14 protein-coding genes are annotated in these 15,318 nt (G+C 65.9%); 5 read left to right on the forward strand and 9 right to left on the reverse strand.

The genetic code is table 11. From position 1 onward, the window contains the following. Positions 1-65: 65 nt before the first annotated feature. A complete protein-coding gene (locus AC56LU_RS15920; protein WP_497176590.1) occupies positions 66-995 on the reverse strand; it encodes a histone deacetylase family protein in 930 nt (309 codons plus the stop codon). Positions 996-1,149: 154 nt separating this feature from the next. Here AC56LU_RS15920 and AC56LU_RS15925 point away from each other — a divergent pair, with 154 nt between their 5' ends. The 5 genes from AC56LU_RS15925 (at position 1,150) to AC56LU_RS15945 (ending at position 7,110) form a co-directional block, all read left to right on the forward strand. Continuing rightward, a complete protein-coding gene (locus AC56LU_RS15925) occupies positions 1,150-2,082 on the forward strand; it encodes an AAA family ATPase (protein ID WP_497176591.1) in 933 nt (310 codons plus the stop codon). Between the two features lie 9 nt (positions 2,083-2,091). Beyond that, entirely contained in the window at positions 2,092-3,102 is a 1,011-nt protein-coding gene (locus AC56LU_RS15930) for a DUF58 domain-containing protein (RefSeq protein ID WP_497176592.1), read from the forward strand. After that, positions 3,099-5,129: a transglutaminase TgpA family protein gene (locus AC56LU_RS15935; RefSeq protein ID WP_497176593.1), complete on the forward strand. Its 2,031-nt coding sequence runs from the start codon at positions 3,099-3,101 to the stop codon at positions 5,127-5,129. Before AC56LU_RS15930 ends, AC56LU_RS15935 begins: the two co-directional genes overlap by 4 nt. Beyond that, on the forward strand, positions 5,126-6,328 hold the full coding sequence (gene mltB, locus AC56LU_RS15940) for a lytic murein transglycosylase B (protein WP_497176594.1): 1,203 nt from the start codon (positions 5,126-5,128) through the stop codon (positions 6,326-6,328). The genes AC56LU_RS15935 and mltB overlap by 4 nt, the downstream gene beginning before the upstream one ends. Before the next feature lie 449 nt (positions 6,329-6,777). Next, positions 6,778-7,110 (forward strand): hypothetical protein, encoded by a 333-nt coding sequence (locus AC56LU_RS15945; protein ID WP_027864819.1) that lies wholly within the window; start codon positions 6,778-6,780, stop codon positions 7,108-7,110. A 139-nt stretch (positions 7,111-7,249) separates the two neighbouring features. On the opposite strand, the gene cysM is transcribed toward AC56LU_RS15945, so the two are convergent. From cysM to AC56LU_RS15985, 8 genes are all read right to left on the reverse strand, one after another. Next, complete coding sequence (cysM, locus tag AC56LU_RS15950; protein WP_497176595.1) at positions 7,250-8,152, reverse strand: cysteine synthase CysM; 903 nt, start codon at positions 8,150-8,152, stop codon at positions 7,250-7,252. Between the two features lie 254 nt (positions 8,153-8,406). Beyond that, on the reverse strand, positions 8,407-9,813 hold the full coding sequence (locus AC56LU_RS15955; RefSeq protein ID WP_497176596.1) for a M20/M25/M40 family metallo-hydrolase: 1,407 nt from the start codon (positions 9,811-9,813) through the stop codon (positions 8,407-8,409). 85 nt (positions 9,814-9,898) lie between these two features. Beyond that, positions 9,899-11,521: a methyl-accepting chemotaxis protein gene (locus tag AC56LU_RS15960; protein ID WP_497176597.1), complete on the reverse strand. Its 1,623-nt coding sequence runs from the start codon at positions 11,519-11,521 to the stop codon at positions 9,899-9,901. A 348-nt stretch (positions 11,522-11,869) separates the two neighbouring features. Next, the gene (locus AC56LU_RS15965) at positions 11,870-12,241 is read right to left on the reverse strand and encodes a ComEA family DNA-binding protein (protein ID WP_497176598.1); all 372 of its coding nucleotides are present in this window, start codon (positions 12,239-12,241) and stop codon (positions 11,870-11,872) included. 113 nt (positions 12,242-12,354) lie between these two features. Then, positions 12,355-13,332: a D-glycero-beta-D-manno-heptose-7-phosphate kinase gene (rfaE1, locus tag AC56LU_RS15970; protein ID WP_497176599.1), complete on the reverse strand. Its 978-nt coding sequence runs from the start codon at positions 13,330-13,332 to the stop codon at positions 12,355-12,357. A gap of 13 nt (positions 13,333-13,345) precedes the next feature. Next, positions 13,346-14,521 (reverse strand): lipopolysaccharide assembly protein LapB, encoded by a 1,176-nt coding sequence (gene lapB, locus AC56LU_RS15975; RefSeq protein ID WP_497176600.1) that lies wholly within the window; start codon positions 14,519-14,521, stop codon positions 13,346-13,348. Positions 14,522-14,555: 34 nt separating this feature from the next. After that, positions 14,556-14,879: a LapA family protein gene (locus AC56LU_RS15980; protein WP_497176601.1), complete on the reverse strand. Its 324-nt coding sequence runs from the start codon at positions 14,877-14,879 to the stop codon at positions 14,556-14,558. A 131-nt stretch (positions 14,880-15,010) separates the two neighbouring features. Next, positions 15,011-15,316 (reverse strand): integration host factor subunit beta, encoded by a 306-nt coding sequence (locus AC56LU_RS15985; RefSeq protein WP_027864826.1) that lies wholly within the window; start codon positions 15,314-15,316, stop codon positions 15,011-15,013. Positions 15,317-15,318 lie beyond the last annotated feature (2 nt).

Consider the following 15,318-nt stretch of genomic DNA (forward strand, 5'->3'; position numbering starts at 1 on the left):
CTTGGATGGGTATTGAAGACCTTAGATGCGCAATCGCGCCTTGCGTTCCGCAGCGTGCCGGCGTGCTACTCGAGCTCTGCGAGCACTTTCAGGTGCGCCGCCACGCTGCGCCCGAGGGCCGACAATGCATAGCCACCCTCGAGGCAGCTGACGATGCGCCCCTGCGCATACAGGCGCGCGACCGCCATCAGCTGGCGCGTGATCCACGCATAGTCGGCCTCCACCAGGCCGATGCCGCCCATGTCGTCCTCGCGGTGGCCGTCGAAGCCGGCCGACACGAAGATCATCTGCGGCTTGTGCGCGTGCAGCGCAGGCAGCCAGTACTCCTGCACCAGCTTGCGCACGGTCTCGCCGTCGGCCATGGCCGGCACCGGCAGGTTGACGTTGGTGGCCGTGACCGGCTCCGGGTCGCAGTAGGGATAGAACGGATGCTGGAACAGGCCCGCCATCAGTACCCGCGGGTCGTGGCGGAAGGAGTCGGCGGTGCCGTTGCCGTGGTGGACGTCGAAGTCGACGATGGCGATGCGCTCCAGCCCGTGCACCTCCATCGCACGGCGCGCCGCGATCGCGACGTTATTGAAAAAACAAAAACCCATCGGCGTGCCTGGCGTCGCATGGTGGCCGGGCGGGCGTACCGAGCAGAACGCGTTATCCACCTCGCCCGCGATCACGGCGTCGGTCGCCGCCACCGCCGCGCCGGCCGCGCGCAGCGCCGCCCGGTAGCTGTCATGGCAGAGGATGGTATCACCGTCGAGCGGGTAGTAGTCGCCCGCGGCCGGCACATGGTCGCGCACCAGCGCCAGCGCGCCCGGTGTGTGGTTGCGCAGGATGTCGGCCAGGTCGGCCAGTGGCGCGCTGCGCTGCTCGAGCAGGCCGTCGAGGCGCGCCAGGATCAGCTGGTCGTCGATTGCCTGCAGCCGGGACGGCGATTCGGGATGCCAGTCGCCCATCTCGTGTCGCAGGCAGTCGGGGTGGCTGTAGATTGCTGTGCTCATCGTGGGGATGCTCATCCATGGCACACCTTTGCGGCCGTTCTCGCATAGAATCGGTGCAAAGGCTTGTTGCCGAGGGTGTATCAAGGTTGCCAATGGCACTAATCTACCATGGGAGCACCCCGCCTCGCTCCGAACCGTTCACCGGAATCCAACCATGTTCAATCAACTACATGCCGCCGCACGCCAGGTCAGCCAGGTCGTGGTCGGCAAGGAACAGCAGGTCCGCCTGGCCCTGACCTGCCTGCTGGCGGGCGGCCACCTGCTGCTCGAAGACCTGCCCGGCGTCGGCAAGACCACGCTGGCGCATGCGCTGGCGATCTCGCTCGGTCTGAAGTTCAACCGGGTGCAGTTCACCAGCGACCTGCTGCCGGCCGACGTGGCCGGCATCTCGGTGTACGAGCGCGCAGCGGGCGGGGGCGGGGGCGGTTTCGTGTTCCACCCCGGCCCGATCTTCACCCAGGTGCTGCTGGCCGACGAGATCAACCGCGCCACGCCCAAGACCCAGTCCGGGCTGCTCGAAGCCATGGAAGAGCGCCAGGTCAGCGCCGACGGCGTCACCCGCGCCCTGCCCGAGCCCTTCTTCGTGATCGCCACCCAGAACCCGGCCAACCAGGTCGGCACCTTCCCGCTGCCCGAATCCCAGCTCGACCGCTTCCTGATGTGCCTGACGCTGGGCTATCCGGATGCCGCCGCCGAGCGCGCGCTGCTGCTGGGCGAAGACCGCCGCGCCATGCTGCGCGGCTTGCAGCCGGCGATGCAGCCCGAGCAGCTGGCCCAGGCCCAGCGCGCGCTGAAAGAGATCCACGCCTCGCCTGCCCTGGTGACCTACGTGCAGGCGCTGGCCCAGGCCTCGCGCCAGAACGGCCTGTTCGCCGAGGGCCTGTCGCCGCGCGCCGCGATCGCACTGCTGCAGGCCGGCCGCGCCTGGGCGGCCCTCGAAGGACGCGACCACGTGATCCCCGAGGACATCCAGGCCGTGCTGGTGCCGGTCTGCGCGCACCGCCTGCGCCCTTTGCGGTCGGCGCAAGGCATGGCGCTGGCCAGCCGCGACCTCGTGTTGCAACTGCAGAAATCGGTGCCGGTCTAGATGGCGGAAATGGCAGGAGCGGCAGGCGGCGTGCGCGGCTGGCTCAGGCGCAGTACCGGCAAGTGGCTGCCGCGCCGCGGCACCCTGGATGCCGGCGAAGTGGTGCTGAGCCAGCGCCGCGTGTTCATCCTGCCCACCCGCGCCGGCATCGGTTTCGCCGTGCTGCTGCTGGTGCTCCTGATCGGCTCCATCAACTACACGCTGGGCCTGGGCTTCGCCCTGACCTTCCTGGCGCTGTCCTGCGCGCTGGTCGACATGGTCTTCACCTACCGTAACCTGGCCCACCTGGCCTTGCAGCAGGGCCGGGTGCCCAGCGTCTTCGCCGGCCAGGAAGCGCAGTTCACACTGCACATCGCCAACCGCACCGGGCTGGCGCGCTATGGCGTGTGGATCGATTTTTCGGATGCCGCCAACAAGGCCGAGCCGCGCCACGTCACCGACATCGCCGCCCACGGCAGCGCCGCCGTGCAGCTGGGCGTGGCGACCCTCGCGCGCGGCTGGCTGCAGCCGGCGCGGGTGGTGCTGTCCACCCGCTTCCCGCTCGGCCTGTTCCGCGCCTGGAGCTACTGGCGTCCCGCGGCCCGTGCGCTGGTCTATCCGCGCCCGGAAGAAGGCGCGCCGCCGCTGCCCGTGAGCGGCAATGCGCTGGGCAGCGGCCGCGCCGGAGGCCACGACGACTTCGCCGGCGTGCGCAATTACCAGGCCGGCGATTCGCTACGCCAGTTGGCCTGGCGCCAGATCGCGCGGCTCGATCCGGCGCTCGGCGGCCAGCTCGTCACCAAGCATTTCGAAGGCGGCGTAGGCGACGAGCTGGTGCTCGACTTCGCACTCCTGCCGGTCCAGCTCGACCTCGAGCTGCGCCTGTCGCGCATGACGCGCTGGGTGCTCGATGCCGAACAGCGCGCCCTGCCCTACGCCTTCCGGCTGGGCGCCATCCACTACGACGCCGGCAATGGCGCCGCCCACCAGGCGGCCTGCCTGCGCGCGCTGGCGCTGTACGGCATGCAGGAGGCGGGATGAAGGTCCTGGACGCGCTGCCACGGGAGTCCCTGCCGAGGGACAAAGCCGACACCCTGCTGCTGCTGGGCAGCGCGGTGCTGGTGCTGGCGCCGCACACGGCGCACCTGCCGCTGTGGGTGTCGCTGCTGTGCGCGGCCACGCTGGCCTGGCGCGGCGCGATCACGCTGCGCGGCAAGCGCATGCCCCCGGCCCTGCTGCTGCTGCCGATCGCGGTCGCGGCGATGGCCGGCATCCAGTTCAGCTACAAGACCCTGCTCGGGCGCGACGCCGGCGTCGCCATGCTGGTCCTGCTGGTCGCCTTCAAGATGCTCGAGATGCACGCCCGCCGCGACCTGTACGTGGTGATCTTCCTGTGCTTCTTCCTGGTGCTGACCAACTTCTTCTACGCCCACGGCATCGGCAGCGCGCTGCTGATGGTGGCCGCGGTGCTGGCCCTGCTCACCACCCAGCTCTCGTTCCAGTTCACCGGCGCCGTGCCGAAGCTGGGAACGCGCCTGGCGATGGGGGCCAGGATGCTGCTGTTCGCGGCGCCGATCGCGGTGGTGCTGTTCTTCGTGTTCCCGCGCCTGGGCGGCCCGCTGTGGGGCATGCCGGGCGGGGCCGGCGGCGGCGGCGGCAAGTCGGGCCTGTCGGACCGCATGGCGCCGGGACAGATGTCGAACCTCGCCATGTCGAATGAGCCGGCCTTCCTGGTGCGCTTCGAAGGGCCGGTGCCGCCCAAGGCCCAGCTGTACTGGCGCGGCCTGGTGCTGGATGCTTTCGACGGCACTGCCTGGACCCGCGGCGGTTCGATCGCGACCCGCTCCGGCACCTCGCTGCGGGTACGCGGACAGGCGCAGCGCTACGAGGTGACGCTGGAGCCGTCGGACACGACCTGGCTGTTCACGCTCGAGATGGCCGGCCACATGCCGGAAGTGCCGGGCTACGCGGTGCAGGTATCGCACCAGCTAGAGCTGGCTACCGACCGCCCGTTGGCCGGGCGGGTGCGCTACCCGATGATCTCCTATCCGGACTACGCCCTCGACGGACGCGAGGCGCTCGACGATCCAAACCAGTGGCTGCTGCTCCCCTACGGCTATAACCCGCAGGCGCTGGCCGCCGGGCTGGCATTGCGCAAGGAGCCGGTGCCGGCGCGCCGCATCGAGCAGGTGCTGCGGCGCTTCCGCGAGCAGCCCTACAGCTACACGCTGGAGCCGCCGCTGCTGGGCCGCCATTCGGTGGACGAGTTTTTGTACGGGACCCGGGCCGGCTTCTGCGAGCACTATTCCGGCGCCTTCGTGTTCCTGATGCGCGCGGCCGGCATCCCGGCGCGCGTGGTCACCGGCTACCAGGGCGGCGAACTGAACCCGATCGACGGCTACGTCACGGTGCGCCAGTCCGACGCCCATGCCTGGGCCGAGGTCTGGCTGCGCGGGCGCGGCTGGGTGCGGGTGGACCCGACCGCCGCCGTGGCGCCGGAACGGGTGAACCGCAACCTCGCGGCCGCGGTCGAGCCGCCGGCGCCGTTCGGCATCGACGCCCTGCGCGGCCTGTCGATGTTCGGCGGCGGCGACTCGCTGGTGGCCCGCCTGCGCAACGCGCTCGGGGCCGTCAACAACGGCTGGAACCAGTGGGTACTCAACTACACGCCGGAACGCCAGCGCGGCTTCCTGCAAAGCCTGGGTGCGAACCTGGCCAGCTGGCGCGTTGCCGGTTTGATCATGCTGGGCGCCGGAGTGTTGCTTCTGGGCAGAATTTTATATCTGCGTAAGGAGACAGATCCGATCGAGGGGGTATACTCCTCCCTATGCAAGCGCCTCGCCCATCTCCACCCAAGCCTGGCACGTGCAGCGGACGAAGGGCCCAGCGCCTATGCGGCCCGGATCGCGGCCACGCGGCAGCTGGCGCCGCCCTCCCTTGACGCCGCCGCCGAATTCTTGCGCCGCTATAGCGCCTGGCGCTATGCGCCGCCCCAGCCCGGACCGGGTCCATTGCGTCCCCGGCAGCTGGCCGCTACCTTGAAAAGACTACTGTCGCAAGTCAGATGAAATCGATCGTTCCCCTGTTTGCCGCACTGGCAATCGCCTTTGCCCCCACCGGCCAGGCCGCAGTCAGCGCAAAAGACCCGCAAGTCCGCACCGCCTCCGCCAAGGCCAAAGCGAAAGCGAAAGCGAAAGCCAAGCCGAAAAAAGCCAAGGCAGCCGGCAAGGCCGGCAAGCGCGTCTCGATCCGCTCGAGCAAAGTATTGAAGGCCGTCCCCGCGGCGGCCGCGATCGACTATGACGGCGAGCACCACAACTTCCTCGAATGGCAGGCGGTGCGCGAGTTCATCGACGAGATGGCCAATCAGCACGGCTTCGAGCGCAGCTACCTGGAATCGCTGTTCGGCCAGGCGCGCTTCATCGATTCGGCGGTGCGGCTGGTCAAGCCGGCGCCGCCGGGCAAGCCGAAGAATTGGCAAGCCTATCGTGACCGCTTCATCGAGCCGATCCGGATCGCGGCCGGCGTGCGCTTCTGGAACGAGCACGCCGAAACGCTGGCGCGCGCCGAGGCGGCCTATGGGGTGCCGGCCGAAATCATCGTCGGCATCATCGGCGTCGAGACCATCTATGGCCGCGACACCGGCAAGTTCCGCGTGCTCGACACCCTTGCCACGCTCGCTTTCGCCTATCCGGAAACGCCGAACCGCGCCAGCCGCATGGCCTTCTTCCGCAGCGAGCTGTCGAATACCCTGATCTTCGCGCGCGAGCACAAGCTCGAGCCGTTCTCGCTGCTGGGCTCCTTTGCCGGCGCGGTCGGGATGCCGCAGTTCATGCCGGGCAGTATCCTGAAGTTCGGCGTGGACTTCAATGGCGACGGCCAGATCGACCTGCGCGAGTCGCCGGAAGACGCGATCGGCAGCGTGGCCAACTTCCTGATCCAGCACGGCTGGAAGCCGGAATACCGCGACAGCCCGGTCTACCAGGCCGACGTGTCGCCGAACCACGCCTGGGAGCCGCTGCTCGAGCGCGGCCTGCAGGCGACCCTGCGTCCGGAAGAGCTGCGCGCGGCCGGCGTCGTCACCGCATCCGCCCTGCCCGCCGAGCGCCTGTACGGCCTGGTCGATCTGCAGAACGGCGCCGAAGCGACCGAGTACTGGGCGGCGAACGATAACTTCTTTGCCATCACCAAGTACAACCGTAGTTATTTCTATGCCATGTCGGTCCTTGATCTGGGCCGCGCCGTGCGCGCTTCACGCGGCGGCTGAGCGTTGCTCGGCGGGAAACTTTGTATCAGTTTGTAACTGGGCTCCCGCCTTTCCACGCCTGATTTCCCGTCTTCCCGTCCTCATACTCCCTGGGGGTATGCACCTCGTTCCTGCAGATTCTCCGCAGAAACATCCCTCCTCGCGTCATACCCCCGCTTTTCTTAGTGATCTGACAGTATTTTTCATACCGTGCTGCATCAAATCCCGTTAGCCACTACACTAGTGATTAATTAAAAAACAATTATTATTTCCGTGACTTTATGAGAGAATTGCATTGCAGCTATTGTTGCGATGAGACAACAATTCTGAATAACTTCGTCTGATTTTTATTGCTATTGAGTATCAGATTAGAAATTAGTTGTACAATTGAATAGAAAATTACGAAATAATGAAGCCTGGAGCCGAGCGCCGCATGGGGCTCCGTCCAACCCAAAATAGGATATTGAATCATGACAAACCAAGTCGGCATTGATATGAATAGCGATTCGGAGTCCGATGAGCTCCTGCAGTACAACCCGAACCGCCTGCTCGACACCCTGATCGAAAACCTGCGCCTGAAAAACGATGCGGCCCTGTCGCGCGCGCTGGAAGTCGCACCGCCGGTGATCTCGAAGATCCGCCATCACCGCCTGCCGGTCGGCGCTTCGCTGCTGATCCGCATGCATGAAGTCAGCGACCTGTCGATCCGCGACCTGCGCTACCTCATGGGCGACCGCCGCGCCAAGTTCCGCATCAGCGACAAGCAGTTCAAGCCAAAAGAAGGCGCGCCGAAAGAGGCGTGATGCCGCGGGGCCGCGTGCTCCGGTCTGCCCTCAGGGCGGATGCTGAACGCTGCATGGGCGTCGCTGACCGGCGCGCCCATAGAGTTGCAGCAAATAAAAAGCCATCCGTCAGGATGGCTTTTTCATTGGTGCCAGACCTTTAAGCCGGGAACACGCCGGTGGAGAGATAGCGGTCACCGCGGTCGCAGACCACGAATACGATGGTCGCGTTCTCCACGGTCTGCGAGACGCGCAGCGCCACTTCGCAGGCGCCCGCCGCCGAGATGCCGCAGAAGATGCCCTCTTCGGTCGCCAGTCGGCGCGCCATCTGTTCGGCTGCGGCCTGGCCCACCGACTCGACCTGGTCCACGCGCGCCTTGTCGTAGATCGTCGGCAGGTAGGCTTCCGGCCACTTGCGGATGCCCGGGATCGACGAACCTTCTTCCGGCTGGGCGCCGATGATGCGCACCGCCGGGTTCTGTTCCTTCAGGTAGCGCGACACGCCCATGATGGTGCCGGTGGTGCCCATGGCGCTGACGAAGTGCGTCACGCGGCCTTCGGTGTCGCGCCAGATTTCCGGGCCGGTGCTGTCATAGTGGGCGCGCGGGTTGTCCTGGTTGCCGAACTGGTCGAGGATGATGCCCTCGCCGTTCTTCTGCATTTGTTCGGCCATGTCGCGCGCGTATTCCATGCCGCCCGACTTGGGTGTGAGGATGATCCTGGCGCCGTAGGCCGCCATGCTCTGGCGGCGCTCGATCGACAGGTTGTCGGGCATCAGGAGCAGCATCTTGTAGCCGCGGATGGCGGCCGCCATCGCCAGCGCGATGCCGGTGTTGCCGCTGGTGGCTTCGATCAGGGTGTCGCCCGGCTTGATCTGGCCGCGCTGCTCGGCGCCGCGCAGCATCGACATGGCGGCGCGGTCTTTCACCGACCCAGCCGGGTTATTGCCTTCAAGCTTGCCGAGGATGATGTTGTTGCGCGCGGCGGCATCGCTACCTGGCAGGCGCACCAGCTGCACCAGCGGGGTGTTGCCGATCGTATCTTCGATGGTCTTGTAAGCCATTCCTTGCTCTCTCGCGATTTCCTAAACCGCTATTCTAATCCGGACAGCAAGGTGGCGTATTGGGCGGACCGGGAACCGTAGGGTGGCGCGGCTCTACTGCGCGTCATGATCCGACCGTGTCGTGTGCGCCGCCCACGCGTTCAACTTCTTCCTGGTCAGTCGCAAGGGCTGCTCGAATCGCGCTTGAACGCGTGGGCGTCGTTGACGTCCCCGATGAATCGACACATGCGGTGCAGCCGCACCACCCTACAACATCAGCGCTTCGGCAGCGGATAGGTGGCGACGCTGACGTTGCCATCCTTGTCGACTGCCTGCACACCGAAGAACACATTGTCCTTCGACAGGTCGACCGTCGCTTCGGTGACGTTGCCGACCCACTTGGACCCCTGCCAGTCGGAGGCGGTGGTCTCGCGCCAGACGATGCGGTAACCCGCGAGGTCCGGCTCGGGATTGGCCTGCCACACCAGGGTCGAATCGTTGGTCAGCTTGTCGGTGCGCAGCTTGACCTCCTGCGGCGCGGCCGGCGCCAGCGCCAGCGAGGCCAGGGCCGCCGCGTTCACCTTGGTCACCTTGGCGATGTAGTCGTAATCATTGAACTCGATCAGGTCGCCGTATACCTTGCCATTTTCGGTACGCAGGTCCTGGTGCTGGTGCGCGAAGTCCTCGGCCGGCTCGGTGAAGCGCAGCGCGGCGTAGCCCTGCTCCAGGAAGGGCATGTGGTCGCCGCCGCGCAGGTAGCGGTCGGCGCGGTGGATGACCGAGACCTTGAAGCCCTTCACGTAGCGCTCGCCCTGCTCCTTGGTATGGCGGGCCAGCTGGCGCGAGAGCGAATCGCTGTCGCCGCCGGTGGCCACCAGCTGGCGCACGGACTCGCTCATTTCCTTGGTGGCCGGAATGCTCTGCGAGAACAGGCGCACCTGCTTGTTATCCACCTTGCCATTGTCGGCGCGCGAGCTGCCGATGATGTCGTTGGTGTACATGCCGGCGATGTTCAGGTTCTTCTGGCGCGCCTGGGTGGCCCAGTGGCGCGCGCCCAGCAGGCCCTGCTCTTCGGCGGCCACCGCCATGAAGACGATGGTGGCGTCGAACTTGTGCTTGGCCATCACGCAGGCCAGTTCCATGGTGGCGGCGGTGCCGGAGGCGTCGTCGTTGGCGCCCGGCGCGTCGGCGGTGTAGTTCATCACGTCGCTGACGCGCGAATCGTAGTGGCCGCTGACCACGTAGATGCGGTCCTTCGAGGCTGCCTGGGTGCCCGGCAGCGTGGCGACCACGTTGACGATCTCGGTCGGGCGCGAAATGCGCGCGGAGACCGGAGCGATATGGCTGTCGAAGGCGACCTGCAGGCCGGTGCCCGCGCCGCAGCGTTCCAGTTCGCTCTTGATCCAGCGGCGTGCGGCGCCGATGCCGCGCGTCTCCGATTCGGTTTCCGACATCGTGTGGCGGGTGCCGAAGCTGACCAGCTTGGCGACATAGCCTTCCATGCGCTTGGGCGAGATGTCAGCCAGGATCTTGTTGATTTGCGGCTGCTGGCGCTTGAAGTCGGGCGCGGCCGGGGCTGCAGGGGCCGGGGTGGCGGCCGCTGCAGGCCGTGCCCATGCAGCGCCAGTGGTAATGGCGAGCAGTGCGGCCAGCAGGGACGAAGAGATGCGGGCGTGAGGCATGAGAACCTTTCTGGAAGATGAAGTGCAGATGACATGCACATCTTCTCATGCGGATTGCTTGGTGTCAGTCAATACACCGTGCAAGTCAGCCGGCGGCGATGGCCAGCCGCGCTGGCCGCGGGTGCAGGCCCTCGGCCGCAGTCTCCAGTCGGAACACGCCCACGACCTGCGCCAGGCGCTCCGCCTCGTCTTCGAGTGAAGCCGCTGCCGCCGTTGCCTGCTGCACCAGGGCCGCGTTCTGGCGGGTGGCCTCGTCCATCTGGCCGATGGCATCGTTGACCTGGCCGATACCGGCGCTCTGCTCGGCGCTGGCGCGGGTGATCTCGGCCATGATGTCGGTGACGCGGCGTACCGAGTCCACGATGTCGTTCATCGTGCTACCAGCCTCGTCCACCAGGCGCGCACCGGCATCGACGCGCTCGACCGAGCTGCCGATCAGCCCCTTGATCTCCTGGGCTGCGGCCGCCGAGCGCTGTGCCAGGCTACGCACTTCGGTCGCCACGACGGCAAAGCCGCGGCCCTGCTCCCCCGCGCGTGCCGCTTCCACCGCCGCATTCAGTGCCAGGATATTGGTCTGGAATGCGATACCGTCGATGACGCCGATAATATCGACAATCTTCTTCGAAGAATCGTTGATGGACGCCATCGTCTCGACCACCTGGGACACCACGGCGCCGCCGCGCAGGGCCACCTCCGATGCCGATTCGGCCAGCGCGTTCGCCTGGCGGGCACTGTCGGCGTTCTGGCGCACGGTCACGGTCAGCTGCTCGACCGAGGCGGTGGTGGCGTCCAGCGTCCCGGACTGGCGTTCGGTGCGCTGTGACAGGTCGCGGTTGCCGTTCGCAATCTCGGTGGAGACGCTCGCCATGCTCAGCGTGCCATTGCGCACTTGCGTGACGATAGAGACGAGACTGTCGCGCATGCCCTTCATGGCGAACAGCAGGCTGCTGCGATCGCCCGGCGCGGTCTCGATCTTGACACCCAGGTCGCCCGCAGCGATGGCGCCGACGATCGACGCGGCATAATCCGGCTGGCCGCCGAGCTGGCGCAGCAGGCCGCGCGTGATGATCCACGCTCCCGCTGCGCCAACGGAAATCGCACCCAGGCACAGCAGGGCCATCCAGGCGAAGAAGCCCGACGCCATCGTGCGGGCGCCGGCCGCTTCTTCATTGTTCTGTTGTTCCTGCATATCGATGAAAACATTGATGCTGGCCAGCCAGTCGACGAATGCAGGCGCGGCCTGCTGCGACAGCAGGGCCGTTGCCTCCTGTACCTGGCCCGCGGCATGCAAGGCCACCACGCGCTCGATCAGGGGCTTGGTACGGCGCTCCTGCTCCTTGATGGCAGCCAGCGCATCCTTTTCGGCCGGCTTGATGTCGTCCAGCGTCTGGAACAACTTATCCATGGGCTCGGCCGAACGCGCATAATTCTCGTCCAGCACGCCGATGAGCTTGACCGGCGCCGCGGCGCCAGCCGGATGGGCCGCCAGCACCACGTCGCGCAGCGCGATCGCGCGGTCATGGACGCTGCCGCGGAAATTGATCGCGTAGCGCTGCTTGACGTTGTTGACGTCGTTGATGTGCTTGAGGATCGTGTCGATGTCGCCGACCCGGCTGATCGCCAGGACCGTCAGGACGATCATCAGCAAAAACACGGCGCCATAGCCGATAGTCAGGCGCGCGCCGATGGTGAGAGACTTTGTTTTCATGAGTGTATGTGCGTGTCGCAGAGGAGCTTAACAAGAAAATAACAAGTATTTCCTAACTGCAACTACTATATCACAACGGGTGCTGTCATTGCTCAGATTTGTCAATTAACGCCGGATGGGGAGCGGTTCAATCCTGTATATGACGGATTTGTCTGCGAATGAACGCCTGGATACCAGGACAAAGAACCAGATCGTTCCCTGTCGAAACAGGTTCCAGGCATCGCATACCGAGTTCATGCCGCTCAGTCCAGGTATGCGCGCGGATGGCGGACGCATGCACCGCACCCTGCAACAGTCTTCGCAAGGCTTTACTGAACGGCATGACCGCGTCGCCGCGGGCAGGTGCGATTACATTGCGGCTTTCTGCCCGGCCGGCGTGGCTTTGGCGTCAGCCTTGGCCGAGGTCTTCTCCGCCTTGGCAGGTTTGGCCGCGCCCGCCTCCATCGCCTTGCCGTTCACCACCAGTCCGGCCTCGGACAGCTTCATCGCCTTTTTGTCGCCGACGCCTTTGACGCGCTGCTGGAAGTCGGCCCAGTCCTTGAATTCGCCCTTGGCGCGCTCGTCGAGGATCATCTTCGACATGCTCGGGCCCACGCCCTTGACGCCGTCGAGCGCGGCCGCATCGGCCTTGTTGACGTCGACCTGGGCAAAGGCGATCCCGGTCGAAGCGAGCAGTGCGGCAACAGCGAATACCAGTTTCTTGCTCAGTTTCCTAATCATTGAATGTTCTCCGTAGTTTGTCGGTCGATGGACAGCGACGCCGCCCATCCACGCACTAACGGAGCTGCCCGGCCGCCGTTGACGGGCCGGGCTTGAGCGAGCTCAAGCTGAACTCAGCCGGGGAAAAGTTCTTCCCGGGTGACAGTGGCCGTGCCCAGCTTGCCGACCACGATGCCGCCGGCGCGGTTCGCGGTGGCCAGGGCTTCGTCCAGCGCTGCGCCGGTGCCCAGCATGGCGGCCAGCGTGGCGATCACGGTGTCGCCGGCGCCCGAGACGTCGAACACCTCGCGCGCATCGGCGTGGACGTGCAGCACCTCGTTCTCGCTATACAGGCTCATGCCCTCTTCCGAACGGGTCACCAGCAAGGCGCTCAAGCCCAGTTCCGCACGCAGGTTCTGCGCCTTGGCGGTCAGCTGCTCCTCGGTCTTCCAGCTACCGACCACGCGCTGCAGCTCGGAACGGTTCGGGGTCAGGATGGTGGCGCCGCGGTAAGGGGTGAAATCGTCGCCCTTCGGGTCCACCAGCACGATCTTGCCGGCGGCACGCGCCTCCTTGACCATCTCGGCCACGTTGACCAGCGCGCCCTTGTTGTAGTCGGACAGGATCACCACGTCGTAACTGGGCAGCAGCGCGCGGAACTGGTCGAGCTTGTCGCGCAGCACGGTTTCGGTCGGGGCTTCCTCGAAGTCGATGCGCACCATCTGCTGCTGGCGGCCGATGACGCGCAGCTTGATGATGGTGGAGATCGCATCGTCGCGCTTCATGTAGCTATGGATCGATGCTTCGCGCAGGAGCTTCTCGACTTCCTCGCCCGCTTCGTCCTGGCCGGTGATGCCGAGCAGGCCCGTGTGCGCGCCGAGCGCGGCGGCGTTGCGCGCCACGTTGGCGGCGCCGCCCAGGCGCTCTTCGCGGCGCTCGATGCGTACTACCGGCACCGGCGCTTCCGGCGAGATGCGCGAGACCTCGCCGAACCAGTAGCGGTCGAGCATGACGTCGCCTACCACGAGCAGGCGCACGCTGGAGAGTTCGGGGGCCGCGTCGCGGCGGAAGCTGTCTGCCGCCAGCAGGCGGCTTGGGGTCGTGTCGGTCATGGGCAAGGCTGCGTCAGTTCATCACGTTCAGTTCTTCGGTACGGCGCGGCGGATAGGTTTCCCAGCGGCTGCAGCCCGGGCACTGCCAGTAGAACTGGCGCGCCTTGAAGCCGCAGTGGCTGCACTGGTAGCGCGCCAGCTTCTGGGTGTAGCGCTGCACCAGGTTCTTCACCATCGACAGCTCTTCCCAGACATGGGCCGGCGCGTCCATCAGGCGCGCTTCCAGCAATTTGTCCAGGCCGAGCAGCGTCGGATTGCGGCGCAGCTCTTCGATCACCAGCTGTTTGGCAGCTTCCACGCCGTCGAGTTCGATCACGGCCTTGAACACCACCTCGATCAGGTCAACGGACGACGCTTCCGCCAGGTAGGCGCGCAGCAGGTTGACGCCCTCCTGCGGCCTGCCCACCTTGCGGTAGCCGTCCATCAGGCGTCCCGCCACCAGGGCCACGTGCGGCACGCTCTGGTGCTCGACCCGGCGCCAGGTGGCCAGGGCCGCCTCGGTGTCGCCCTGGGCCAGCTGGGCGTCGCCGATCAGAATGGTGGCGCGCACGCTGGAGCGGTCGGCCAGCAAGGCCTTGTCCAGCAGCGCCATGGCGTCGCTCGGCTGCAGATGCACCAGCGCATCCTGGGCCAGCTCGCAGTAGAACTGCGCGATTTCCTTCTGGCGCGCACCGGCGCCGGATTCCTGCAGGCCAACGGCGACGTCGATCGCGCGGCGCCATTCCTTTTCGCGCTGGTAGATCTCGAGCAGCGCGCGGCGCGCCTGCACCTCGAACGGCGTATCGACGAGCAGGTTGAAGCTTTCCTCGGCGCGGTCGAGCAGGCCGGCTTTCAGGTAGTCCATGCCGAGTTCGTACCCGGCGTGGGCCTTCTGCTCGCTCGGCAGGTCCGGGCGCGCCAGCAGGTTCTGGTGGACGCGGATGGCGCGTTCGGTCTCGCCGCGGCGGCGAAACAGGTTGCCGAGGGCAAAGTGCATGTCGGCCGATTCGGGGTCGAGCTTGACGATCTCGATGAAGGAATCGATGGCTTTGTCGGGCTGGTCGTTGAGCAGGTGGTTCAGGCCCTTGAAATAGCCGCGCGGGAGGCTGCGCGATTCGGAGACCAGTTCACGAATGTCGACCCGGGCGGCGATCCAGCCCAGGCCGAAGAAGAAGGGGATGCCAAGCAGCATCCAGATGTCGAATTCCATGTGTTCTTGTTCTGTGTGAAGGCGCCAGGGAAGCTTATGGGGCCATTTTCGGTGCCGGGTTGACGGCATCCGGCTGCGGCTGAAGGTTCGCCACGCCGGTGCCGGCGGCGCTCTGCAGGGCCTGGATGGTGTTCTTGTGCTGCGAGGTCTGGCGGCGCTGGCGGAACACGGTCGGTGTCAGGGCCAGGATGCCGAGTGCGGCGCCGGCGATGAAGAAGGCCAGCAGCATCAGCACGAGCGGACCGCGCAATTCGTAATTGAGGAAGAAATGCAGGTCGACTTCCTGGGTGTTCTTCAGGGCGAAGCCGAAGAACAGGACGAACAGGATGATGCCGGCGATGGTCGAAACAAATTTCATCAGCAGAGTCCGCTGGTTGAGTGAACAAAGGCGAAGTGTCGCATATCCAACATGATATTTCAAAAGCCGAGCCGGCGAAAAAAAACGGCATCCCCGAGGGGACGCCGTTTTTTCTGCCGGGGCAGTCGACTTCAGTCTTCGATAATGGGTTGCCCCACCATCGCGTCCACCCGCTCGCGCAACTGTTTGCCAGGCTTGAAGTGCGGCACCCGTTTTTCGGGCACCATCACCTTGTCGCCGGACTTCGGGTTGCGGCCGATGCGCGGGGGCCGGCTGTTCAGCGCGAAGCTGCCGAAACCGCGGATCTCGATGCGTTGCCCGGTCGCCAGGGCGTTGGTCATCGCATCGAGGATGGTCTTGACAGCGAACTCCGCATCTTTCGCCACCAGCTGAGAATAACGCTCAGCCAGGCGGTTGATCAGCTCGGACTTGGTCATCT

The sequence above is a fragment of the Telluria sp. PB2R4 genome (assembly GCF_059685695.1).